The sequence below is a fragment of the Actinocorallia herbida genome (genome assembly GCF_003751225.1).
Lineage (GTDB): Bacteria > Actinomycetota > Actinomycetes > Streptosporangiales > Streptosporangiaceae > Actinocorallia > Actinocorallia herbida.
The window spans coordinates 4,404,734-4,426,560 of the sequence record NZ_RJKE01000001.1 but is presented as its reverse complement, the minus strand read 5'-3'; the positions used below and the strand labels follow the sequence as shown (position 1 = coordinate 4,426,560).

22 protein-coding genes are annotated in these 21,827 nt (G+C 72.7%); 19 read left to right on the top strand and 3 right to left on the bottom strand.

Annotated features, from left to right (window positions below):
- Positions 1–6 precede the first annotated feature (6 nt).
- The 15 genes from EDD29_RS20470 to EDD29_RS20400 all read left to right on the top strand — a co-directional run bounded on the left by EDD29_RS20470 (position 7) and on the right by EDD29_RS20400 (position 15,201).
- Entirely contained in the window at positions 7–1,506 is a 1,500-nt protein-coding gene (locus EDD29_RS20470) for a class I adenylate-forming enzyme family protein (RefSeq protein ID WP_123665958.1), read from the top strand.
- A gap of 105 nt (positions 1,507–1,611) precedes the next feature.
- Positions 1,612–2,382, top strand: coding sequence for an SDR family NAD(P)-dependent oxidoreductase (locus EDD29_RS20465; protein ID WP_123665957.1), 771 nt, complete (start codon positions 1,612–1,614; stop codon positions 2,380–2,382).
- A gap of 295 nt (positions 2,383–2,677) precedes the next feature.
- Positions 2,678–3,898: a CaiB/BaiF CoA transferase family protein gene (locus tag EDD29_RS20460; RefSeq protein ID WP_123665956.1), complete on the top strand. Its 1,221-nt coding sequence runs from the start codon at positions 2,678–2,680 to the stop codon at positions 3,896–3,898.
- A complete protein-coding gene (locus EDD29_RS20455) occupies positions 3,895–4,725 on the top strand; it encodes an NAD(P)-dependent oxidoreductase (RefSeq protein ID WP_123665955.1) in 831 nt (276 codons plus the stop codon). The genes EDD29_RS20460 and EDD29_RS20455 overlap by 4 nt, the downstream gene beginning before the upstream one ends.
- Entirely contained in the window at positions 4,722–5,546 is an 825-nt protein-coding gene (locus EDD29_RS20450; protein ID WP_123665954.1) for an NAD(P)-dependent oxidoreductase, read from the top strand. The genes EDD29_RS20455 and EDD29_RS20450 overlap by 4 nt, the downstream gene beginning before the upstream one ends.
- 29 nt (positions 5,547–5,575) lie before the next feature.
- Positions 5,576–7,042: an aldehyde dehydrogenase family protein gene (locus tag EDD29_RS20445; protein WP_246052880.1), complete on the top strand. Its 1,467-nt coding sequence runs from the start codon at positions 5,576–5,578 to the stop codon at positions 7,040–7,042.
- 62 nt (positions 7,043–7,104) lie between these two features.
- A complete protein-coding gene (locus EDD29_RS20440; protein WP_123665953.1) occupies positions 7,105–7,968 on the top strand; it encodes a mycofactocin-coupled SDR family oxidoreductase in 864 nt (287 codons plus the stop codon).
- A 16-nt stretch (positions 7,969–7,984) separates the two neighbouring features.
- The gene (locus tag EDD29_RS20435) at positions 7,985–8,176 is read left to right on the top strand and encodes a ferredoxin (protein ID WP_123665952.1); all 192 of its coding nucleotides are present in this window, start codon (positions 7,985–7,987) and stop codon (positions 8,174–8,176) included.
- 33 nt (positions 8,177–8,209) lie between these two features.
- Positions 8,210–9,577, top strand: coding sequence for a cytochrome P450 (locus EDD29_RS20430; protein ID WP_123665951.1), 1,368 nt, complete (start codon positions 8,210–8,212; stop codon positions 9,575–9,577).
- A gap of 44 nt (positions 9,578–9,621) precedes the next feature.
- On the top strand, positions 9,622–9,951 hold the full coding sequence (gene fdxA, locus EDD29_RS20425; RefSeq protein WP_123665950.1) for a ferredoxin: 330 nt from the start codon (positions 9,622–9,624) through the stop codon (positions 9,949–9,951).
- Entirely contained in the window at positions 9,948–11,612 is a 1,665-nt protein-coding gene (locus EDD29_RS20420) for a thiolase C-terminal domain-containing protein (RefSeq protein ID WP_123665949.1), read from the top strand. Before fdxA ends, EDD29_RS20420 begins: the two co-directional genes overlap by 4 nt.
- Before the next feature lie 47 nt (positions 11,613–11,659).
- Entirely contained in the window at positions 11,660–13,141 is a 1,482-nt protein-coding gene (locus tag EDD29_RS20415; RefSeq protein ID WP_211359809.1) for an NAD-dependent succinate-semialdehyde dehydrogenase, read from the top strand.
- 33 nt (positions 13,142–13,174) lie between these two features.
- Positions 13,175–13,477 carry a hypothetical protein gene (locus tag EDD29_RS20410; RefSeq protein ID WP_123665947.1) on the top strand — a complete coding sequence of 101 codons (303 nt, stop codon included), beginning with the start codon at positions 13,175–13,177 and terminating at the stop codon, positions 13,475–13,477.
- Between the two features lie 4 nt (positions 13,478–13,481).
- Positions 13,482–14,675, top strand: coding sequence for an NAD(P)/FAD-dependent oxidoreductase (locus EDD29_RS20405; protein WP_123665946.1), 1,194 nt, complete (start codon positions 13,482–13,484; stop codon positions 14,673–14,675).
- 7 nt (positions 14,676–14,682) lie between these two features.
- Positions 14,683–15,201 carry a DoxX family protein gene (locus tag EDD29_RS20400; protein WP_123665945.1) on the top strand — a complete coding sequence of 173 codons (519 nt, stop codon included), beginning with the start codon at positions 14,683–14,685 and terminating at the stop codon, positions 15,199–15,201.
- Positions 15,202–15,395: 194 nt separating this feature from the next.
- On the opposite strand, the gene EDD29_RS20395 is transcribed toward EDD29_RS20400, so the two are convergent.
- On the bottom strand, positions 15,396–16,364 hold the full coding sequence (locus tag EDD29_RS20395; protein ID WP_123665944.1) for a GlxA family transcriptional regulator: 969 nt from the start codon (positions 16,362–16,364) through the stop codon (positions 15,396–15,398).
- A gap of 97 nt (positions 16,365–16,461) precedes the next feature.
- Here EDD29_RS20395 and EDD29_RS20390 point away from each other — a divergent pair, with 97 nt between their 5' ends.
- Both EDD29_RS20390 and EDD29_RS20385 read left to right on the top strand, forming a co-directional pair.
- Positions 16,462–16,875: a hypothetical protein gene (locus tag EDD29_RS20390; protein ID WP_123665943.1), complete on the top strand. Its 414-nt coding sequence runs from the start codon at positions 16,462–16,464 to the stop codon at positions 16,873–16,875.
- A gap of 439 nt (positions 16,876–17,314) precedes the next feature.
- Positions 17,315–18,418 carry an NAD(P)-dependent alcohol dehydrogenase gene (locus tag EDD29_RS20385; RefSeq protein ID WP_123665942.1) on the top strand — a complete coding sequence of 368 codons (1,104 nt, stop codon included), beginning with the start codon at positions 17,315–17,317 and terminating at the stop codon, positions 18,416–18,418.
- A 165-nt stretch (positions 18,419–18,583) separates the two neighbouring features.
- Here the strand turns inward: EDD29_RS20385 and EDD29_RS44945 are convergent, their stop codons facing one another.
- Entirely contained in the window at positions 18,584–18,805 is a 222-nt protein-coding gene (locus EDD29_RS44945) for a hypothetical protein (protein ID WP_148086029.1), read from the bottom strand.
- A 46-nt stretch (positions 18,806–18,851) separates the two neighbouring features.
- Entirely contained in the window at positions 18,852–19,466 is a 615-nt protein-coding gene (locus EDD29_RS48140) for a DUF6896 domain-containing protein (RefSeq protein WP_425454978.1), read from the bottom strand.
- On the opposite strand from EDD29_RS48140, the gene EDD29_RS20375 reads away from it, so the two are divergent.
- Both EDD29_RS20375 and EDD29_RS20370 read left to right on the top strand, forming a co-directional pair.
- The gene (locus EDD29_RS20375; RefSeq protein WP_123665940.1) at positions 19,465–19,848 is read left to right on the top strand and encodes a hypothetical protein; all 384 of its coding nucleotides are present in this window, start codon (positions 19,465–19,467) and stop codon (positions 19,846–19,848) included. The genes EDD29_RS48140 and EDD29_RS20375 overlap by 2 nt on opposite strands.
- Before the next feature lie 398 nt (positions 19,849–20,246).
- Entirely contained in the window at positions 20,247–21,551 is a 1,305-nt protein-coding gene (locus EDD29_RS20370) for a hypothetical protein (RefSeq protein ID WP_123665939.1), read from the top strand.
- Positions 21,552–21,827 lie beyond the last annotated feature (276 nt).

Genomic DNA, 21,827 nt, shown 5'->3' with positions numbered 1-21,827 from the left:
GGCACGATGAACCTCTCGATGATCCTGGACATGGTCGCAGACGGCCTGGGCGACCGGGTCCTCGTCGGTGACCCCGTCAGCGGGCTCACCGGCGCCGGGCTGCGCGACCGTGCCAGGGCCGGTGCCGCGAAACTCCACGCGGAGGGCGCCGACCGGCTGGTCTACCTCGGCCCGAACGGCCCGGCGTTCCCCGTCGCGCTGTTCGCGGCGAGTCTCGCCGGGGTGCCGTTCCTGCCGGTCAACTACCGGCTGGGCGCCGAGCAGCTCGCCGACATCATGGCCCGGCAGGACGCTCCCCTCGTCGTCACCGACACCCCCGAGCGGGTGCCCGGCGCGCGGACCCTCGGCGTCGCGGAGTTCCTCGCGCTGCCCGCGAGCGACCACGGGTCCGACGCGGCCCTGACGACCGACCCCGAGTCCGTGGCCGTCCTGCTCATGACGAGCGGGACGACCGCGGCCCCCAAGAGCGCGGTGCTGCGGCATCAGAACCTCACCGCCTACCTGTTCGGCTCGGTGGAGTTCGCCTCGGTGCCCGACACCGACGCGACCCTGGTGAGCGTGCCGCCGTACCACATCGCGGCCGTCGCCAACGCGCTGTCGAACCTCTACAGCGGACGCCGGATCGTCTACCTGGACCAGTTCACGCCCGCCGGCTGGCTGGACACCGTCGGGAGCCAGCGTGTGACGCACGCGATGGTGGTCCCGACCATGCTGGCCAGGATCGTCGCCGAACTGCGCGACCGCGACGTGCCGGGCCCGGAGTGCCTGAAGTCGCTGTCCTACGGCGGTGCGAAGGTCGCGGCCGAGGTCGTCGAGGAGGCGCTGACGCGGTTCCCCGGCACGGGGTTCGTCAACGCCTACGGGCTCACCGAGACCGCGTCCTCGATCGCCGTCCTGGGGCCCGACGACCACCGCACCGCGATCGAGGCCGCGGACCCCGACGTCCGGGCCAGGCTCGGATCGGTCGGCAGGGCGCTGCCGTCGGTCGAGATCGAGGTGCAGGGCGAGGACGGGACGCCCTGCGCGCCCGGCGTCGTCGGCGACATCGTCGTGCGCGGGCCGCAGGTGGCCGGGGAGTACCTGGAGGCGGGCAGCAAGGTCCGCGGGGACGGCTGGTTCCCCACCCGTGACCGCGGCTACCTCGACGCCGAGGGCTACCTCTTCGTCCGGGGGCGCGCCGACGACACGATCATCAGGGGCGGCGAGAACATCGCGCCCGCCGAGATCGAGGACGTGCTGAGCGGGCATCCCGCCGTCGCCGACGCGGTCGTGGCGGGCGTGCCCGACCTGGAGTGGGGCCAGCAGATCGGCGCCTTCGTCATCGTCCGGCCCGGCCGGACCGTGGACGCCGAGGAACTGCGGGCCTGGGTCCGCGAGCGCCTCCGGGGCTCGAAGACCCCGCGCTACGTCGAGTTCCTCGCCGAGTTCCCGGTGAACCCGACCGGTAAGGTCCTCCGCCGCGACCTCGTCGCCCTCGTGCACCCCGACGCCTCGGTCTCCGCCTAGCGCGCTAGGCAAGGGCCCTGCCTCGTGGCAGGGTCCTGCGCCCGGCGCCGAGCCGGGCGCACATCACCCCCGCGGGCGCGTGCGCCCGCGCCAGAGGAGGACGCAATGAATCTGGAAGGCGCATCCGCCCTCGTCGTCGGCGGGGCCGGCGGCTTCGGTGAGGCGACCGTGCGGCGGCTGGTGCAGGCCGGCGCGGTCGTGGTGGTCGCGGACATGGCCGAGGACAAGGGCAAGGCCCTGGAAGCCGACCTCGGCGGGGACAAGGTGCGCTTCCTGGCCACCGACGTCACCAGCGAGGAGTCCGTGGCGGCGGCGGTCGCCGCGGCGCAGTCGCTCGGCACGCTGCGGGTCTCGGTGATCGTGCACGGAGGGCCCGCAGCGGGCCGCCGGATGGTGAACCGGAACGGCGAGTTCTACCCGCTGGAGACTTTTCGGAAGACCACCGACATCTTCCTGGGCGGCACCTACAACGTGCTCGCCCAGTCGGCCGCGGCGATGACCAAGAACGAACCCCTGGAGTCGGGGCAGCGCGGCGTCGTCATCATGACCGCGTCGATCGCGGGCTTCGAGTCGCAGGTCGGGCAGACCGACTACGCGGCGGCCAAGGGCGGCGTCATCAGCCTGACCCTCGCCGCGGCCCGTGACCTCGCGCCGACCGGCGTGCGCGTCATGTCGATCGCGCCCGGCACGTTCTTCACGCCCGCGTTCCGGATGGCCGAGGAGGACGCCCAGGCCAAGTGGGGCCCCGGCGTGCCCAACCCCAAGCGGATGGGCCATGTCGACGAGTACGCGCGGCTCGCGCTGCACATCGTGGACAACGACTACCTGAACGGCGAGGTGATCCGCGTCGACGGCGCGGTCCGCTTCAACGTCTAGGAGTCTCTGAGACCGCCTGCCGGGGTTCGCGACACCCGCCGGGGCATCCGTGCGGATGCCCCGGCGGGTGTTCGTGCTTTCACGCTTCGAACATCATCGAAATATTCTTCAAGAGCAGGCGGGTGAGGTCTTGCTCACTAAATAGTTCGATGGATATTGTTCTATCGAACCGAGGGTCACCCGGGGCACCGCGAGAGCGGCCCGGCCCCGGTCGTCCACCCCTTCCGATTCCGCAGTCTTCGCCGGATCTCCGACCGGCGTGAGGAAGTCGAGGTCTCTTCCTGTGTTCCTACCGATGCAAGGCGTCCGGGTCATCGAGGTCGCCCAGTTCACCTTCGTGCCGTCGGCCGGCGCCGTCCTCGCGGACTGGGGCGCCGACGTCATCAAGATCGAGCACGCGGAGAAGGGCGACGCCCAGCGCGGTCTGGTGAAGGTCTACGGCCAGAGCGTCGTGGACGACGCCTCCACCTTCGCGCCGATCATGGACGGCCCCAACCGCGGCAAGCGCAGCCTCGGCCTGTCCCTGGAGAAGCCCGAGTCCAAGGCGATCCTCGCCGAGCTGGTCCGCGGCGCCGACGTCTTCCTCACCAACTTCCTGCCGGGCGCCCGCAAGCGGCTCGGCATCGACGTCGAGGACATCCGCGCGCTCAACCCCGAGATCGTCTACGCGTCCGGCACCAGCTTCGCGCACAGCGGCCCCGAGTCCGACAACGGCGGCTACGACGGCACCGCCTTCTGGGCCCGCGCGGGCAACGCCGACAGCTCCACCCCGCCCGGCTACGACCGGATCATCTCCCAGCCCGGCGGCGCCTTCGGCGACAACATCGGCGGGATGACGATCGCCGGCGGCATCGCCGCCGCGCTGTTCGCCCGCAGCCAGGGTCAGGGCGCGCCCACCGTGGACATCTCCCTGCTCGGCGTGGGCGCCTGGGCCAACCAGCTCAACGTGAACATGGCGCTGCTCGCGGGCGCCCCGCTGCCCAAGTACGACCCGCGCCAGGCGCAGGCGGTGCCGAACCCCCTGTCGAACAACTACCTGACCGCCGACGGCCGGTGGCTCAGCCTGATCATGCTCCAGCCGGGTCGCTACTGGGCGGACTTCTGCGTGAAGGTCGGCCGCCCCGACCTCGCGACCGACGAGCGCTTCGACACCGCGGAGAAGCTGACGGCGAACTCCGCCGAGGCCGTCGCGATCATCAAGGACCTCCTGCTCCAGCGCACCAAGGACGAGTGGGTCAAGGCCTTCGAGGACATGGAGGGCCAGTGGTCGGTCGTCCAGAACAACTTCGAGGTCGGCCATGACCCGGCGCTGCGCGGGATCGGCCAGATCGCCGACGTCGTCGACGCCGAGGGCAGGACCCAGAAGCTCGTCGCCAGCCCCGTCCAGTTCGACCGGGAGCCGATCCGCCTCAAGCGGGCCCCCCAGTTCGCCGAGCACACCGACGAGATCCTGCGCGAGCTCGGCCTCAGCGACGAGGAACTGATCACGCTGAAGATCGCGGGTGCCGTCACATGAGCGACGTGGCGTCCGTCGGGTTCATCGGACTCGGCAGCCAGGGCGCGCCGATGGCGCGCCGCATCATCGAGGCGGGCTTCCCGACCACGCTGTGGGCGCGCCGCCCCGAGACCCTCGAGCCCTTCGCGGACACCGCGGCCTCGATCGCGGTCTCGCCCGCCGAGGTCGGCGCCGCCAGCGACCTCGCGTGCGTCTGCGTCCTCGACGACGCGGGGGTCGAGGAGGTCGTCTCCGGCCCGAACGGGCTGCTGGAGGGCATGCGCCCCGGCGGTGTGATCGCGGTGCACAGCACCGTCCATCCCGAGACCTGCGCCCGGCTCGCCGAGCGCGCGGCCGAGCGCGGCGTCGGCCTGGTCGACGCCCCGGTCAGCGGCGGCGGACCCGCCGCCGAGGTGGGCAGCCTCCTGGTGATGGCGGCCGGAGAGGCCGGGACCGTCGAGCGCTGCCGGCCGGTCTTCGCGACCTACGGCGACCCGATCGTGCACCTCGGCCCCGTCGGCGCCGGACAGCGGGCCAAGCTGATCAACAACCTGCTGCTGGCCGCCAACCTCGGAGTCGCCGAGAGCGCCTTCGCGCTGGCCCGCGAGCTGGGCGTCGACCCGGCGCAGCTCGCCGTGGTGCTGTCCCGCGGCTCGGGCTCGAGCTTCGCGACGGGCATGCTGCCCCGCGCCGGATTCGTGCTCGCCCCGATGGGCGGCAAGGCGGGCCCGCTGCTCCAGAAGGACGCCCGCATCGTCGCCGAACTCGCCGAGGCGAACGGCGTCAAGGCATCTTCGGTCTTCGCCGCCGCCGACGCCGCCCTGGAGTCGATGGGCTGCGCCCGATGAGCGCGCTCAGGCTCGGCTTCGTGGGCGCGGGCCGGATGGGCGGCCAGATGGTCCGGCGGCTGCTCGCCGCGGGCCACGAGGTGACCGTCCTCGAGGCGTCCGAGGAGGCCCGCGCGGAACTCGCCGCCGCGGGCGCCAAGGCCACCGCGAACGTCGCCGACCTCGCCGACGCCCAGATGGTCGGCGTGTGCGTGCACACCGACGCCCAGGTCCGGTCGGTCTGCCTCGACGGCGGGCTCATCGACACCCTCGCCGAAGGCGCCGCGCTCATCGTGCACACCACGTGCAGCCCCCGGACCGTCGAGCTGCTCGGCGGGTACGCGGCCAAGCGCGGGATCGCCGTCGTGGACGCCGCGATCAGCGGCGGCCCGCACGACATCGCCGCCGGGACGATCACCCTCCTCGTCGGCGGCACGGCCGAGGCGTTCGCGCAGGTCAGGCCGTTCCTCGCCGCGTACGGCGACCCCATCCTGCACCTCGGCGCGCTCGGCGACGGCCAGCGGATCAAGCTGCTCAACAACGCGGTCTTCGCCGCGAACATCGGCATCGTCGGCCAGGCCGTCGCCGTCGCCGCGCAGCTCGGCGTCGCCGAGACCGCCCTGCTCCAGGCGCTGGAGCACGGCAGCGGCGCCAGCCGGGCGCTCGCCGGGATCGCCGGGCGCGGCTCGGTCGCCGGGTTCGCCTCCGCCGTCGCGGAGTTCCTCGGCAAGGACCTCACCGTCGTCCGCGAGACGGCGGCCGACCTCGGCGCCGACCTCGGCGCGCTGAACGACGCGCACGCGGTCCTCGCCCCCCTGCTCTGGCCCGCCCAGGACGCCTGAGCCCCACCCCGAACGCACCTGGAGAACCTGTGACCAAACTCGGTGAGCGCATGTTCATCGGCGGCGAGCTGGTCGCCGCCGCCGGAGGACGCACGTTCGACAACATCAACCCGGCCACGGAAGAGGTCATCGGCGCGGTGCCCGAGGCGTCGGCCGCCGACGTCGAGCGCGCGATCGCCTCCGCCCGCCGCGCCTTCGACACCACGAGCTGGTCCACCGACGTGGAGCTGCGCCGCCGCTGCCTCGTCCAGCTCCGCGACGCCCTGCGCGCGAACGTCGAGGAGCTGCGCGGCCTGGTCGTCGCCGAGATCGGCGTGCCCGTCATGCTCACCGGCGGGATCGCGCTGGAGGCCGCGATCGGCTACTTCGACCACTACATCGGACTGCTCGACACCTACGAGTTCGAGCGCGTCCTGCCGGCCAAGGACATCTTCGGCGGGCCGAGCGAGCGGATCATCCGGCGCGAGGCGGCCGGGGTCGTCGCCGCGATCACCCCGTGGAACTATCCGTTCTACCTGAACATCTGCAAGGTCGGCGCGGCGCTCGCGGCGGGCTGCACGGTCGTGCTGAAGCCCGCCCCGGACTCGCCGTGGAGCGCGCTCGCGCTGGGCGCCATCGCGGCCGAGCACACCGACCTGCCCGCCGGCGTGTTCAACGTGGTCACCACCAGCGACACCCGGGTGGCCTCCCTGCTCACCTCGCATCCCGACGTCGACGCCGTCACCCTCACCGGCTCGACCGTCACCGGCCGCCGGGTCATGGCCGCGGCCGCCGACACGGTCAAGCGGGTCACCCTGGAGCTGGGCGGCAAGTCCGCCGCGGTGCTCCTGGACGACGCCCCGCTCGAGGCGATCATCCCGGGCCTCGCCGGGGGCGTCTGCACGCACGCGGGCCAGGGCTGCACCCAGCTCACCCGGCTCCTCGTGCCCCGCTCCCGCCTGGACGACGCGGTCGGCCTCGCCGCCGCCGTCATGCCGAACATCCCGTGGGGCGACCCGACCGACCCGAAGAACCTGATGGGCCCGGTCATCAACGCCGCCCAGCGCGACAGCATCCACCGCTTCTACGAGTCCGCGGCGAAGGACGGCCGCGTGGTCGTCGGGGGTAAGCCCACCGAGCGCTTCGACCGCGGCTACTTCGTGGAGCCCACCCTCATCACCGACATCGACCCCAAGGCGTCGGTCGCCCAGGAGGAGATCTTCGGCCCCGCCCTCGTCGTGCTGCCCTACGACGACGACGAGGACGCCCTCCGCGTCGCCGACGGCACCATCTTCGGCCTGTCCGCCGCGGTGTTCAGCGCGGACACCGACCGGGCGATGGCCATGGCCAGGCGGTTCCGCACCGGCACCGTCAGCGTCAACGGCGCCCAGTGGTTCGACGTCGAGTCCCCCTTCGGCGGCTACAAGCAGAGCGGCATCGGCCGCGAATGGGGCACCGAGGGCCTTGAGGACTTCCTCGAGGTCAAGACCATCTCCCGTCCCCCCGTCGCGGGCTGACCGGTCCCCGGATCCCCCCGGCGGTCCCGCTTCACCACCCCCACAGAAAGAGAGGCACCATCATGGGCCGAGTAGAAGGCAAGGTCGCTTTCATCACCGGAGCCGCGCGCGGACAGGGCCGCAGCCACGCGGTCCGGCTCGCCGAAGAAGGCGCCGACATCATCGCCGTGGACATCTGCCACGACATCGAGACCAACATGTACCCGCTGGCGACCCCCGAGGACCTCCAGGAGACCGCCCGCCTCGTGGAGAAGCTCGGCCGCCGCGTCGTGGCGGTCCAGGCCGACGTCCGCGACCGCTCCCAGCTGACCGCCGCGCTGGAGCGGGGTGTCGCCGAGCTCGGCGGGCTCGACGTGGTCGTCGCCCAGGCCGGGATCATGCCGTCGCACGGCGAGCCGCCGACCATGACCGGCTGGATCGACGTCGTCGACACCAACCTCCTCGGCGTCATCAACGCCTCGCACGCCTCCATCCCGCACCTCAAGGAAGGCGGCGTCATCATCGCCACCGGCTCGGCCGCGGCGTTCATGACGGGCATGCAGATCGCCCAGCCCGGCAAGGACCCGGGCGGCGCCGGCTACCAGTACGCCAAGCGCGCCCTGTCGGAGTTCATCCACGAGCTGGCCCGCAACCTCGCGCCCCGCTCGATCCGCGCCAACGCGGTGCACCCGACCAACTGCAACACCGACATGCTCAACAGCGAGCCGATGTACAAGGCGTTCCGGCCCGACCTGGAGAACCCGACCCGCGAGGACGCCCTCCCGGCGTTCCCGGCACAGCAGGCCATGCCGATCCCCTACATCGAGCCCGTCGACATCAGCAACGCGGTCGTCTACCTCGCGTCTGAGGAGGCCCGCTACGTCACCGGCCTCCAGCTCCGCGTGGACGGCGGCTCGTACCTGAAGTTCCACGACTTCCACGTCTGATCCCGGAGGAGGACCAATGAAGGTTCGCGTCGACGGAGAACTGTGCCAGGGGCACACCCTCTGCGCCATGAACGCGCCCGCGCTGTTCGCGCTGCGCGACGAGGACGGCCACGCGTACGCGCTGCACGAGGACGTCCCGGCCGAGCTGGAAGGCGAGGCCAAGGAAGCCGTCCGTTCCTGTCCCGAGCAGGCCGTCGTCCTGTTCTGACCCCCGTCCGATCTCGGGGGAGGAGAGAGAGACTTGAGCACCGAGGAAGAGCGGTCCGCGGACGCGGAGCGCAAGAAGCACGTCATCAGCCTGGACCGGCACTCGCCGCGGTACCGCGTCGAGTTCGAGGAGCTCGCCACGGAGTTCCACGGCAAGTGCCCGGTCGCCTGGAACGACACGCACGACGGCTACTGGTTCGCCAGCGGCAACAAGGAGCTGTTCGACATCGCGCGGCGCGCGGATGTGCTGTCGAACGACCACGACGTCACCGGCACCAAGCGGGGCTACCGCGGGATCAACATCCCGCCGCCCCCGGCCGGCCAGGCCCGCCGCGGCGGCTTCCTGGAGATGGACCCGCCGGAGCAGCGGTACTACCGGCAGGCCCTGAACCCCTACCTGTCGCCCGCGGCGGTGGCCCGGTGGAAGCCGGTCATCGAGGAGCTGACCCGCGCCTGCCTCGATGAGAAGATCGAGTCCGGGCAGATCGACTTCGTCGACGACCTGGCCAACATCGTCCCGGCGGTGTTCACCCTGGCGATGCTGGGGCTGCCGCTCAAGGACTGGGACATCTACTGCGAGCCCACCCACGCCGCCGTCTACACCCGGCCGAACACGCCGGAGGCGGACCGGGTGCGGCAGCTCCAGATGGAGATGGGCGTGACGCTCATGAAGAGCGTCTACGACATCCGGGACAACCCCAAGCCCGGCCTGGTCCACGAGCTGCTGACCGTCGAGATCAACGGCTACCGGCCGGACGACAACGAGATCTTCGGTGTGCTCGGGCTGCTCATCGGCGGAGGGTTCGACACCACCACCGCGCTGACCGCGCACGCCCTGGAGTGGCTGTCGGAGAACCCCGAGGAGCGCGACCGGCTGAGCCGGGAGCGGGACACGCTGCTGGACAGCGCGACCGAGGAGTTCCTCCGGTTCTACACCCCCGCCCAGGGCGACGGCCGCACCATCTCCGAGAGCTGCGTCATCAACGGGACGGAGTTCGAGGAGGGCGACCGGATCTGGCTGTCGTGGGCGATGGCCAACCGGGACGAGACGGTCTTCGAGGACCCGCACAACGTCCACCTGGACCGCAAGGGCAACCGGCACGCCAGCTTCGGCCTCGGCATCCACCGGTGCATCGGGTCCAACGTGGCGCGCGCGGTGTTCAAGATCATGCTCGCCGCGGTGCTCGACCGGATGCCCGACTTCGTGTGCACGCCCGGCGGCGGGGTGCACTACGACACCACCGGCATCATCAACGGGATGAAGCACCTCCCGGCGACCTTCACCCCCGGAAAGCGGCTCGGACCGGGCCTGGTGGAGACGATCGCCCGGATGCAGGCTGTCTGCGACGAGCAGCGCCTCGCCGAACCCGTCACCGTCCGCGCCGCGACGGCCAAGCTCTAGGCCGCCGGCACCAACTCAGCAAGACAGACGAAGGGGAGTGCGTCGTGGCCTATGTGGTGGCCCAGCCCTGTGTCGACGTTCTCGACAGATCCTGTGTGGACGCCTGTCCGGTCGACTGCATCTACCCGGGCGAGCGGATGGCCTACATCCAGCCCGACGAGTGCGTCGACTGCGGCGCCTGCGAGCAGGTGTGCCCCGTGGGGGCCATCTACTACGAGGAGGACCTCCCGGAGGACTGGGGGACCTACACCAGGATCAACGCGGAGGTCTTCATCGAGGTGGGGGCGCTCGGTGGCGCGTCCGGCATGGCGACGGACGCTCTGCCCGACCACGAACTCGTCGCGGCCCTGCCGCGCAAGGAGGCAAGCGCATGAGCGAGCGACCGCTCCCCTTCGTCACCCCTTGGAACGACTACTACTGGCGGTCGGGGGCCGACGGCGTCCTCCGGATCAAGGAGTGCGCCGCGTGCGCGGCCCTCGTCCACCCGCCCAAGCCGGGGTGCCCGTCGTGTCCGAGCGCCGCGCTGGAGGTCCGCGAGGTCTCCGGCCGCGGCACGCTCTTCGGCTTCACGGTGAGCCACCGGTTCCAGCTCCCGGGGGTCCCCTCGCCCGTGATCGTCGCCCAGGTCGCGCTGGACGAGGACCCCCGGGTCAAGCTCTCCACCCGGCTGGTGGACTGCGCGGAGGAGGACCTGTACCTCGGCATGGCCGTGGAGGTCGCCTTCGAGCAGGTCGAGGACGTGTGGCTGCCGAACTTCCGGCCCGCGCCCGACCAGCCCGCCGAGCCCGCGGCGCTGCCCGAGGACGAGCTGCCCGCCGAGCGGGTGCGCGAGTTCGTCAGGCCCGCCGTGACGACCCGCAGGTTCGAGGACGACGCGGTCCTGTCGGGCGTCGGCAGGTCGGTGTCCGGGCGGCGGCTGATGACCGACCCGCTCGCCCTCACCGTCGAGGCGTGCCGCGCGGCCGTCGCCGACGCCGGGCTCACCATGGCCGACATCGACGGCCTGGCCACCTACCCGGGCGGCGGCCTGGAGCACGGCATGGGCGAGGGCGGAGTCACCGCACTGGAGGCCGCCCTGTGCGTCCGGCCGACCTGGTTCAACGGCGGCGGCGAGACGTTCGGGCCCGGCGGCTCGATCATCGCGGCGATGCTCGCGGTGTCGGCGGGGCTCGCCCGGCACGTCCTGTGCTTCCGGACGGTCTGGCAGTCCACGTCGGAGACCCTGATGCGGACCGGCGCGATGCCGCCCCCGCCGCGCGGGCGCTCGGCCGGCGACATGGGCTGGACCATGCCCTTCGGCGGCACGTCGGCGGCGCACACGCTCGCGCAGACCGCGCAGCGGCACTTCCACAAGTACGGGACGACCCGCGAGACGCTCGGCTGGATCGCGCTCAACCAGCGCGCCAACGCGGCGCTCGATCCGACGGCCGTCTACCGCGAGCCGATGACGATGGACGACTACCTCGGCGCCCGGCCGATCACCACGCCGTTCGGGCTGTTCGACTGCGACGTCCCGGTGGACGCGTCCATCGCGGTCGTCGTCTCGGCCGCCGAGACCGCCGGGGACCTGCGGGTCCGGCCGGTCCGGATCGAGGCGGTCGGCACCCAGATCGTGGAACGGCTGGAGTGGGACCAGAGCACCTCGACGCACGAGCCGCAGGTGCTCGGCCCGGCCGCGCACCTCTGGACGCGGACGGATCTGCGGCCGTCGGACGTGGACGTCGCCGAACTGTACGACGGTTTCACGTTCAACTGCCTGTCGTGGATCGAGGCGCTCGGCTTCTGCGGCATCGGCGAGGCCAAGGACTTCCTCGACGGCGGCAAGAACATCGCCCGCGACGGCGTCCTGCCGCTCAACACGCACGGTGGCCAGCTCTCGCACGGCCGCACCCACGGCATGGGCCTGGTCCACGAGGCGATCACCCAGCTCAGGGGCGACGCCGGGGACCGCCAGGTCGCCGGCGCCCGGGTGGCCGCGGTGAGCAGCGGCGGCCTCACCCCCAGCGGGGTGCTGCTGCTGCGGACCGACTCATGAGCGGCCGGTCTTCCGCCGGGACGGAACCCTCGGGGATCATGGACACTATGACTGATGTGCAACCGTCGATCGGAGAGCGCGTGCGGACCGGGGAGACCCTGTTCATCGACGGCAAGTGGCAGGGCGCCGACGACGGGCTGGCCTTCGACGTCACCGACCCGGCGACCGGCCGGGTCATCGGCGCCGCCGCCGACGCGGGGGCGGCCGAGACCGACCGGGCGATCGCCGCCGCGTCCGAGGCCTTCGAGCCCTGGCGCAAGGAGACCGCTTACAGGCGCGCCGAGGTGCTGTGGAAGGCGCACGCGCTGATGGCCGAGCGCGCCGAGGACCTCGCGGCGCTGATGACCCTGGAGCAGGGCAAGCCGCTCAAGGCGGCCCGCAACGAGGTCAGGTACGCGCTCGGCTTCCTCGCGTGGTTCGCCGAAGAGGCCAAGCGCGTCTATGGCAGCTCGATCCCTTCGGCGCGGGCCGACCAGCGGTTGACGGTGCTGCGCCAGCCCGTGGGCGTGGTCGCCGCGATCACGCCGTGGAACTACCCGATCTCGATGATCACCCGCAAGGTGGGCCCCGCGCTGGCGGCGGGCTGCACGGTCGTGCTGAAGCCCGCCGAGCAGACGCCGCTGTGCGCGGTGGCGGTCTTCGAGATCCTCGCCGAGGCGGGGCTGCCCGCCGGGGTCGTCAACCTGGTGACGACCTCGCGTCCCGAGGCCGTCGGCGACAGGCTGCTCGACGCGCGTGAGGTCAGGAAGCTGACGTTCACCGGGTCCACCGAGGTCGGCAAGCTGCTCGGCGCACGGGCCGCGGCCACCATGAAGCGGGTCTCGATGGAGCTCGGCGGGCACGCGCCCATGCTGGTGTTCCCCGACGCCGACCCGGTCCACGCGGCCAAGGGCGCGGCGCTGGTGAAGTTCCTCAACACCGGCCAGGCGTGCATCAGCCCGAACCGGATCTTCGTGCACCGGTCCGTCATCGAGGCGTTCACCGCGGAACTCGTCGCGCGGGTCGGCAAACTCGCCGCCGGGCCGGGGGACCGGGCCGGGGTCTCGATCGGGCCGCTCGTGGACGAGGCCGCCGTCGCGAAGGTGTCCGGGCAGGTCGAGGACGCCGTCGCCAAGGGCGCCAGGCTGCTGGTCGGCGGCCACCGCCTCACCGAGGACGGCCTCGACGCCGGGACCTTCTACGCGCCGACCGTCCTGGCCGACGTGGACGAGACCATGCGCATCTACCGCGAGGAGACCTTCGGTCCCGTCGCCGCGGTGATCCCCTTCGACGACGAGGACGAGGCGATCCGGCGGGCCAACGACACCGAATACGGCCTCGCCTCCTACGTCTACACCACCGACCTCGGCCGGGCCCAGCGCGTCTCGGAGGCGCTGCGGTTCGGCATCGTCGGTGTCAACGACATCGACCCGACCGGCGCCGCGGCCCCGTTCGGCGGCGTCGGCGCGAGCGGCCTCGGCCGCGAGGGCGGCGCCCAGGGCATCGACGAGTACCTCGACGTGAAGCTCGTCGGCACCGTCGCCCGCTAGAACCCCCTGTACACAGGCAAGAAGGAGCACCCGATGAAGCTGCGTGTGGGACAGACCCTCCGGAGCACCGTGGACGGGACCGCCCTGGTCGTCGTCCGGGCCCCCGAGGACGACCTCGCCGTCACCTGCGGCGGGCTCGACATGTCCGAGGAGCAGGTCGCCGCCAAGTCCCCGGCCCTCGCCGGGGCCGGCTCCGGCGTCCTGCTCGGTAAGCGCTACACCGTCGACGGGGTCGACGTGGAGCTGCTGTGCGTCATGGGCGGCGACCACGCGGTCTCCGTCAACGGCGCCGAGGTCGCGCAGAAGTCCGCCAAGCCGCTGCCCGCGTCGGACTGACGCGATGGCCAAGCAGGCACATGTGGTCGTCGTCGGCGCGGGCCTCGGCGGGATCAGGACGATCGAGCGGCTGCGCGCCGAGGGCCACACCGGCCCGATCACCCTGGTCGGCGCCGAAGCCCACCCGCCTTACGACAGGCCTCCGCTGTCCAAGCAGATCCTCAAAGGCCAGTGGGAGCCCGAGCGCGTCGTGCTGCGCGACGACTCGGCGCTCGCCGAGCTCGACGTCACGGCCCGGCTCGGTGCGCGGGCCGTGGGCCTGCGCGGGACGACGGTCGAGCTGGCCGACGGCGAATCGGTCACCGGGGACGCCGTGGTCGTCGCGACCGGCGTCGTCGCGCGGACTCTTCCCGAGCAGCCTTCCGGCGTGTTCACCTTGCGCACCCTCGACGACGCGCTCGCGTTGCGCGACGCGCTGGAGACCGCGCGCTCGCTCCTCATCGTCGGGGCCGGGTTCATCGGCGCCGAGGTGGCCTGCGCCGCCGCGGAACGCGGCATCGAGGTGACCGTCCTGGAGGCGGGCACCGTGCCGTGCGAACGGGCGCTGGGCCCGCGCGGTGGAGGGCTCGCGGCGCGGCTCTTCACCGAGGGCGGCGTGAAGCTGCTGTGCGGCTCGGCGTTCGCCCGGTTCGTGGACGCCCGCACGGTGGAACTCGCCGACGGCGCCACCCTGACGGCCGACGTGATCCTGGTGAGCGTCGGGGCGGTCCCCGACCTCGCCTGGCTGGACGGCACGGGCCTCACCACCCGCGACGGTCTCGCCTGCGACGCCTCCGGCAGGGTCGTCGGCACGGAGAACGTGTGGGCCGTCGGCGACGCCGCGGCCTGGTGGGACGGCGACGCGGCGGGCCACCACAGGGCCGAGCACTGGACGACCACGATCGACCAGGCCGCGGCCGTCGCGTGCGGGATCGCCGGCACCGAAGCGCCGACTGCGGGACCCGCCTATGTGTGGTCCGACCAGTTCGGCATGAAGGTGCAGACGGTCGGCCGTACGGGCGCCGCCGACGAGGTGGTGACGCTGCACGGTGAGGGACTCGAAGGAGGCCCGGTGAAGGGCACCGTCCTGGGGTACTTCACCGGGGGCGTGCTGAGGGGCGTCGCGTCCTTCGGGGCGCCCGGCCTGTTCGTCAGGTACCGCGCGCACGTCGCCTCCGGCGCCGACCGCGCCGCGGTACTCGCGCAGGCGGGGCGGTGACCGGCCGATGATCGAGATCGACCTCGCCGCGGCCCTGCTGCGCGCCACCCTCGGCATCACCATGCTCGCGCACGGCTGGAACCACGCGTTCGGCGGCGGGAAACTGCCCGGCACCGCGCGCTGGTTCGAGTCCATCGGCATCCGCCCTGGACGCGTCCACGCCCTGTTCGCCACCCTCGCCGAACTCGGCGCGGGCGCCCTGCTGCTCCTCGGCCTGCTCAACGCGCTCGCCGCGGCCGCCGTCGTCGGCACGATGACCGTCGCCCTGATCGCCAACCACATCAGGAACGGCTTCTTCATCTTCCGCCCCGGCGAAGGCTACGAGTACGTCCTGATGATCATCATCGCGGCGTGCGCCCTCGGCGCGCTGGGCCCCGGCCGCTGGTCCGCCGACCACCTGATCGGCTTCACCCTCGACGGCCTCCCCGGTCTGGCCGTCGCGGCCCTCCTGGGCGGTGGAGGCGGCCTGGCCCTCCTCGCCGCCTGTTGGCGCCCGAACCGCCCCAAGGCGGATCCCGCGCCCTGAGAACGTCCGGCGGCCCGGAGGACGGGCACCCCTCCGAGCCGCCGGCCGACCCCTTCCTCGCCCTGCGCCTCCCTCTTCCGCCCTCGGCCTTCTCCTCTGACGAGCAGGACCTCGCCGACCTCCGGCCCATGAAGCTCCGCCGCTTGAGTCTCCGAACCCACGGCCGCGGGCGGACGGCTCGGTGGAGCACGCGGTCAGTCTTCGGGTGGGGACTGGGTGTGGCGGTAGCGGCTGGGGGAGAGCCCATAGCGGTCGGTGAAGGCCTGGCGGAGGGTTTCGGGGGTCTTGAAGCCGCAGCGGACGGCGATGGAGGGGAGCGGGAGGGCGGTGCCCGACAGGAGGTGGGCGGCCGCCTCAGTGCGGGCACGGCGGACGTAGCGGCCGGGGGTGAGGCCGGTGTGGCGGCGGAAGAGCCGGGTGAGGTGGCGTTCGCTCACACCGGCCAGGGCGGCGAGGGAGGCCGCGGTCAGGTCTTCGTGGAGGTGGGCGACTATGTGCTCGACGACCCCGTCCACCACGCCGTCGCCGACGGGCGCGGGCGCGGTGTGGATGCTCATCTGCGCCTGATTGCCGGGCCTCTGGAGGTACGTCACCAGATGCCGGGCGATGTCCCGGGCGAAGGCCGGGCCGTGGTCCTCGGCGATGAACGCCAGCGTGAGGTCCAGGGCGCTCATGACGCCCGCGGCGGTGCTCACCGCGCCGTCCCGGATGAAGATCGGGTCGGGGTCCACGGTGACCGCGGGATGCCGCGAGGCGAGGCGCTCGGCGAAGCTCCAGTGGGTCGTCGCCCGCCGCCCGTCGAGGAGGCCCGTCGCCGCGAGGACCGTCGCGCCCGTGCAGACCGAGGCGACGCGCCGGCTCTCCCGGGCCAGCCTGCGCACATCACCGACGAGCCGCGCGTCGGCGGCGGCCTCCTCGTGCCCCAGGCCACCGGAGACGATCAGGGTGTCCAGCGGCCCGGTGACGCGCTCCAGGGCGCACTGCCCCCGCAGCGTCAGCCCGCTCCCGCAGGTGATCGGCGCTCCGCCCGGCGTCGCGAGCACGGTGTCGTAGTGCGGCCGCCGAGCGCGGACGTTGGCGGCGGCGAACGCCGACGTGACGCACGCGATGTCCAGCAGCTCCGCCGCGTGGTAGCCCACGACGACGATCCTCCGCCCGTCCATGCCCGGACCCTACGCCGGACGGACCTGGTGTCCAAGATTCCGGACCCGTTCCGGCCGCGGGCTGGGCCGCCGGGATCCCGCACGGGATCGTCGGGGCATGGAAGAGACGACGCCGGCACGGCCGGCCCGGCGCTGGGGGCGCTTCGCGCTCCACTACCTGGAGATGGTCCTCGCGATGTTCGCGGGCATGCTGCTGCTCGGCATGCTCCGCTCGGCCCTGGGAGTCCTCGACTTCTCCTACGAACGCGACCCGGAGCCCGCCTACCTCCTCATGGCCTTCGACATGTCCGTCGGGATGGCCGCCTGGATGCGCTTCCGCGGCCACGGATGGCCGGCCACCCTGGAGATGTGCGCCGCCATGTTCCTCCCGGCCGTCCCGCTGTTCCCGCTCCTGTGGCTGGACGTCATCGACGGCGAGGGCCTGATGGTCGCCGCGCACGTCGCCATGTTCCTCCTCATGCTCGCCGCCATGCTCCGCCGCCTGGACGAGTACACCCACGCCCACCACTGAGCCCGTCCGCCCGAGCCGCAGCACCGGCGTGGGCGCGGCCTGGAACGGGGACCGCCCGCAGCGCTCCTCCGGTCGGGGTCGGGAAGGGGCGCGGGTGCAGCGCCTCCGGCCCGATGCCGAAGGAGCGCACCGCCTCGTAGGAGGATGCGAGCGTCCGGCCCGGAGGGGGAGAGCGGACTCGGGCCCGTTCGCCAACGCGCCGGGCTTCAGGCCGCGCGAGCCGCGGGCCATCGGCGCGCGGTGGGAGTAAGTGATCGTTGACAGAACGGGGTTCGGGGTTAAGAGTGGCCGCAGCGTGGAGTGGGTCATCGGGCCGGGGCGGACCAGAGGAGGGCACCGCGCGGCGTGTGCCGTGGGGACCGGTTCGCCGGGCTGTCGGGCCGGCTCCGTGCGCCCGTCGGCCTTCGGGCCGAGCCGCCGCCCCAGATTGGATCTTCGCATGACCGAGTCCCGCGCCGCAGTCCTCCGTGACACCGCGGCAGCCTTCAGCATAGAGACCGTCACCGTCGACGCGCCGGGACCGGGGGAGGCGCTGGTCCGCGTGGTCGGCGCGGGCATGTGCCACACCGACCAGCTCGGCCGCGCCGGGGTGTTCGGCGAGACGTTCCTGCCCGCGGTCCTCGGCCACGAGGGTTCCGGGGTCGTCGAGGCGGTCGGCCCCGGCGTCACCGCGGTCGAGCCCGGCGACCATGTCGTCCTCACCTTCGAGTACTGCGGCAAGTGCCCGGCCTGCATCTCCGGTGCGCCCGCCAACTGCGCCCTGTTCGAGCTGAGCAACCTGACGGGCCTGCGCCCCGACGGCACCGGCTCGGCCAAGGACGCCTCCGGCGCGCCCCTCACCAGCCGCTGGTTCGGCCAGTCGTCGTTCGCCGAGTACACGCTCGCGACCGAGCGGAACATGGTGAAGGTCGACAAGGACATCCCCCTCGCCCTGCTCGGCCCACTCGGCTGCGGAATCCAGACCGGCGCGGGCGCCGTCCTCAACTCCGCGAAGCTCTCGCCGGGCGAGTCGATCGCGGTCTTCGGCGTCGGCGCGGTCGGTCTCGCCGCGATCATGGCCGCGAAGGCGTCCGGCGCGAGCGACATCGTCGCCGTCGACCTCAACCCCGCCCGGCGCGAGGCCGCGCTGGAGCTCGGCGCCACCCGTGCGGTGGACGGCGCCGACCCGAACCTCGCCGCCGAGATCCGCGCGGGCGGTCCCGGCGTCGACATCACCTTCGACACCACCGGCGTCACCGCCGCGATGAGCGCCGCCGTCGACGTCCTCAACCGTCCCGGCCGGTGCATCCTCGTCGGCGCGGGCATGGACATGTTCACCGTCCACCCCGCGGGCCTCGTCGGGAAGACCGTCACCTACGTCTACGAGGGCGACGCGATCCCGCAGCTCTTCATCCCCCGCCTCATCGGGCTGTGGAAGCAGGGCCTCTTCCCCTTCGACAAGCTCATCACCTCCTACCCGCTCGACCAGATCAACCAGGCCGAAGCCGACACCCACAAGGGGACCGTCATCAAGCCGGTCCTGCTGATGGGCCCCGAAGCCTGACCCGCGTCCCCGTCGCCGGCCGCCCGCCACCGGTCGCGGAGCCGCTGTCCGCTTCGGCCGTTCCCCTGGGCGCCGACGTCCGTCTGCCCGGCCGCACGCGGCCGGGCAGACGGCGAGGAGGACGGAGGGCGGTGGTCAGGGCGGCCGCGACCGCCATGGCCTCCGCTATGACGGGCGGGCGGGCTTGCCGTAGAGCGAGACCCTGTCGTCGACCTCCATGTCGTACGCGCGCCCGAGGAACAGGTCCGCCCGCACCGGTTCTCGCGCGACCTGGACCGTCCACTCGCAGTACGTCCAGGTCATCGAGTACCCGGCCCATCGGAAGTTCGCCCGGTAGCGCACCGCCTGCCCCGGTCCGAGCCCGGCCAGCGGAAGCACCCGCCCCATCACGGGAAAGGAGGCACGCACCGGCTGCCGCTCCACGCGCACCACATCATCCGCTTCCGGTCGCAGCCTCAACCACCCCAGATCCGCCGGCCTCGGGAGCACCCGGACCTCCTCCTGCGGCACGTACCCCCTGGCCTCCCGAAGCATCACCTCGTGCACGAGCACCTCCCCCTCCACCCTGTCCGGCACGGGAACCGGAAACGCCCGGGGAAGTCGGCCGCGCGCCGTCGCCTCCGCAGCCCCTCTCCCGGCCGAAGTCCACTCCGTCCGCACCCGCTGCACCACGATCACGCCGAACTCCTCCTCGCCGAACCCGCCTGCCCCACCGTGAGGTACCACCCGTACGTCGACGGCACCCGCTCGACCACTCCCTCCCCGGCCACCTCGTCCAGCGCCCGGGAGACCTCCGCGACGTCAGCGCCTCCACCCCGATCGACTGCGCGAACCCGCGGCCGCGCCAGGCGTCGAACCGGACCGACGGAGCCTCCGGTCCCGGATCCACATCGACCTCGCCCCCGTCGACCGCCGTGAACGGACACCCGAACCCGTGCACGCCGTATCCCACCCCTCCTTCCCGCACCCCGCCCGATCCCGCCGATCCAACCGGTCTTCCGAGCCCGACCGGCCCGTATGCGTACCGATTCACCGAGAATGGTCGCATGATGGACCGGGTCATTGATCTCGATCGAGCCGCCGCCGAGATCGTCGCGCGGGCGGCCGTCTGGACGGAGGTCGGGCTCGGCGTCAGTCCTGTGACCTGGCGGGACGGGCGCACGGCGTGGCCGTACAGGCTGGAGAACGACCGTGCCCTCATCACCGATCCCGACTCGCTCGGGCTCCGCGTACACGGCCCGGACGGCGAGGCCGAACTCGTGCTCGTCCTCTACCGAGGTGGCTGGGCCGACCTGGACCTGCTGATCGCCGACGAGATCGTGGTCGAAGTCGCAACGGTCGAGACCCCGGACGCTTTCGGCGCGTTCCTGGACGCCGTGATGACACGCTTTCTCGGCGCCCCCAGCGAGTCTGGCACCATCACGCCCTGACGACCGACCCATCCCGTCGAGCCGGACCGTCCATCCGGAGCGTCGCTCCGGGGGCGCGGTCCGCTGTCGGCCTGCCTGCGCGCGGGTCGATCGCCCGGACCGTCGTCTTCGGGGGAACGGTGCCGGGGCGCTGCGCCGTCGTTCCTGAACTGCCTTGTGCGTGCGGATCGTCCCGTGCGGATCGTCGTACTCAGGGCGGCGTTGTGTTCTGGGCGGGTTCCAGGCGCTCGCGCTCGCCGCCGAGTTCGTCCCGGACGTCGTGGGTGAAGGAGCTGCTCGTCGGAGAGGTTCTGGGCGGGGGCCCGGTGGACGGAGGGAACGGGGGTCGGGGTGGGGCGAACCTTGGGGGAGCGGGCGGCGTCCGAACTCGGCGACGGGGCGATGAGACGGAGGGTGTCGTGGGCGGAGTCGGGTGGGGGAAGGTCGTCGCGCGGGGCGCGGTGCTGGTGGGCGGCGGGCTCGTGGTGTGCGCGGTCACCGGGTGGGCGTCGGGGGCGGGCGGGCTCGTCGGGGGCGCGATCGGGCTGGGCGCGGCGTTGACGCTGGTGGGGGCGTGGATGCTGCTGGACGACTGGGGGCCCGCGTGGGCGGCGGTGGCCACCTGCCTGCTGGCGGGTCTGCCCCTGCTCGCACTCCAGCAGGCAGGCGTCCCGGCGAACCTCTACCTGCGGGCGGCCGGAGACCGCACGCAGGCGGTCGTCGTCGGCGTGGAGCATGTGACGACGAAGCGCGGAGGCTACGACGTCTACCGGTTGGCCGGAGCCGACGGGCGCACGATCGACGGAGACCTCGAGGGAGCCGCCGACGGGCTCGCGCCGGGGGCCCCGCTGGACGTGGTCGTCGATCCGGCGGGGATCCTCGAGCCCCGGCTCGCGGCCGAGACCGACGACCGGGACCACGACATCCTCGGCCTCGTGGCGTTCGCGGCCTGGACCCTGCTCGTCGCCATGACGCTGGTGCTCGGTGAGCTCGCGGCACGCCGCGGCACCCCTGAGGCGCGCGGCGGCGCACCCACGGCGGCGGGGCCGCGCCGGTTCGTGCCGGAGAGCGTGGGCGTGCGGGCGGCGCTCATCACCGTGGGGCTGGCGGCGGCCTCCCTGCTGGAAGGCTGGGCGATCGCGGCGTTCCCCTCGCCGGTCCCGTGGATCCTCGGGGTGCCGCTCGGGATCGCCGCGCTCGGCGCGCCGTTCCTGCTCGCGGCGGCGACGAAGGTCAAGGTGGACGGGCAGCAGGCGTGGTGGCCCGCCTGGACCGGTCTCCTGTTCGCCGGGGCGGTCTTCATCGGCGGCTGCGTCATCCCCAAGGACGCCTACCTGAACGCCTTCGGCGACCGCACGACCGGCACCGTCGCCGGGACCGTCTGCGAGCAGACCGATGCGAACGCCTCGGGCTGCTACTACGAGTACACCCTGACCGACCCCGAAGGCCGCCCCTACGACGGCACCCTGGGTGCGCCCCGCCTGTACGGCCAGGGCACCGAACTCCCCATCCTCGCCGACCCCCGCGGCGACGTCGCGCCGCAGCTCGTCACCGACGACCGCGCGGACTTCGCCTACCGCTTCGCCGCCGTGGGCCTCGTCGGCTTCGCCGCCACCTCCCTGGCCGCCACCCTCAAACACCGCTCCCAGCAGCGCACCCCGGCACCTCCTCCCCGAACCCGCCGCCGCACCCGCCCCCCAACGGTCAAACGCAGGAAATCCTGACAGCACCCCTCCGCAGCGGCCCCTGGCAATCGCACCGCCAGTCCGACCCCATCGCCGCGCTCGGGGACACCGGACCGTCCTCAGCTCGCCGCGGCACAGCGGCGCCGCCCAGAAGCGGGTCCTTCTCGCCCTCGGTGGCGGCCCGGGCCTTGAGGTCCGCGGGCTCTTCGTGAACGTCGCGTCGTTGCAGGTGGTGTCGACGTGCCGGGCCATCCCGGCCCGCCCGTCGCACCCGCGACGGCATCGCGATCCGCAGCCGGTGTCGGCTCGGCACGG

Excerpts from the sequence above, each read along its gene's own strand:
- EDD29_RS20470 (WP_123665958.1), top strand. The coding sequence starts at position 7 with ATGAACCTCTCGATGATCCTGGACATGGTCGCAGACGGCCTGGGCGAC.
- EDD29_RS20465 (WP_123665957.1), top strand. The coding sequence starts at position 1,612 with ATGAATCTGGAAGGCGCATCCGCCCTCGTCGTCGGCGGGGCCGGCGGC.
- EDD29_RS20460 (WP_123665956.1), top strand. The coding sequence starts at position 2,678 with ATGCAAGGCGTCCGGGTCATCGAGGTCGCCCAGTTCACCTTCGTGCCG.
- EDD29_RS20455 (WP_123665955.1), top strand. The coding sequence starts at position 3,895 with ATGAGCGACGTGGCGTCCGTCGGGTTCATCGGACTCGGCAGCCAGGGC.
- EDD29_RS20450 (WP_123665954.1), top strand. The coding sequence starts at position 4,722 with ATGAGCGCGCTCAGGCTCGGCTTCGTGGGCGCGGGCCGGATGGGCGGC.
- EDD29_RS20440 (WP_123665953.1), top strand. The coding sequence starts at position 7,105 with ATGGGCCGAGTAGAAGGCAAGGTCGCTTTCATCACCGGAGCCGCGCGC.
- EDD29_RS20435 (WP_123665952.1), top strand. The coding sequence starts at position 7,985 with ATGAAGGTTCGCGTCGACGGAGAACTGTGCCAGGGGCACACCCTCTGC.
- EDD29_RS20420 (WP_123665949.1), top strand. The coding sequence starts at position 9,948 with ATGAGCGAGCGACCGCTCCCCTTCGTCACCCCTTGGAACGACTACTAC.
- EDD29_RS20415 (WP_211359809.1), top strand. The coding sequence starts at position 11,660 with ATGACTGATGTGCAACCGTCGATCGGAGAGCGCGTGCGGACCGGGGAG.
- EDD29_RS20410 (WP_123665947.1), top strand. The coding sequence starts at position 13,175 with ATGAAGCTGCGTGTGGGACAGACCCTCCGGAGCACCGTGGACGGGACC.
- EDD29_RS20405 (WP_123665946.1), top strand. The coding sequence starts at position 13,482 with ATGGCCAAGCAGGCACATGTGGTCGTCGTCGGCGCGGGCCTCGGCGGG.
- EDD29_RS20400 (WP_123665945.1), top strand. The coding sequence starts at position 14,683 with ATGATCGAGATCGACCTCGCCGCGGCCCTGCTGCGCGCCACCCTCGGC.
- EDD29_RS20395 (WP_123665944.1), bottom strand. The coding sequence starts at position 16,364 with ATGGACGGGCGGAGGATCGTCGTCGTGGGCTACCACGCGGCGGAGCTG.
- EDD29_RS20390 (WP_123665943.1), top strand. The coding sequence starts at position 16,462 with ATGGAAGAGACGACGCCGGCACGGCCGGCCCGGCGCTGGGGGCGCTTC.
- EDD29_RS20385 (WP_123665942.1), top strand. The coding sequence starts at position 17,315 with ATGACCGAGTCCCGCGCCGCAGTCCTCCGTGACACCGCGGCAGCCTTC.
- EDD29_RS44945 (WP_148086029.1), bottom strand. The coding sequence starts at position 18,805 with ATGGGGCGGGTGCTTCCGCTGGCCGGGCTCGGACCGGGGCAGGCGGTG.
- EDD29_RS20375 (WP_123665940.1), top strand. The coding sequence starts at position 19,465 with ATGATGGACCGGGTCATTGATCTCGATCGAGCCGCCGCCGAGATCGTC.
- EDD29_RS48140 (WP_425454978.1), bottom strand. The coding sequence starts at position 19,466 with ATGCGACCATTCTCGGTGAATCGGTACGCATACGGGCCGGTCGGGCTC.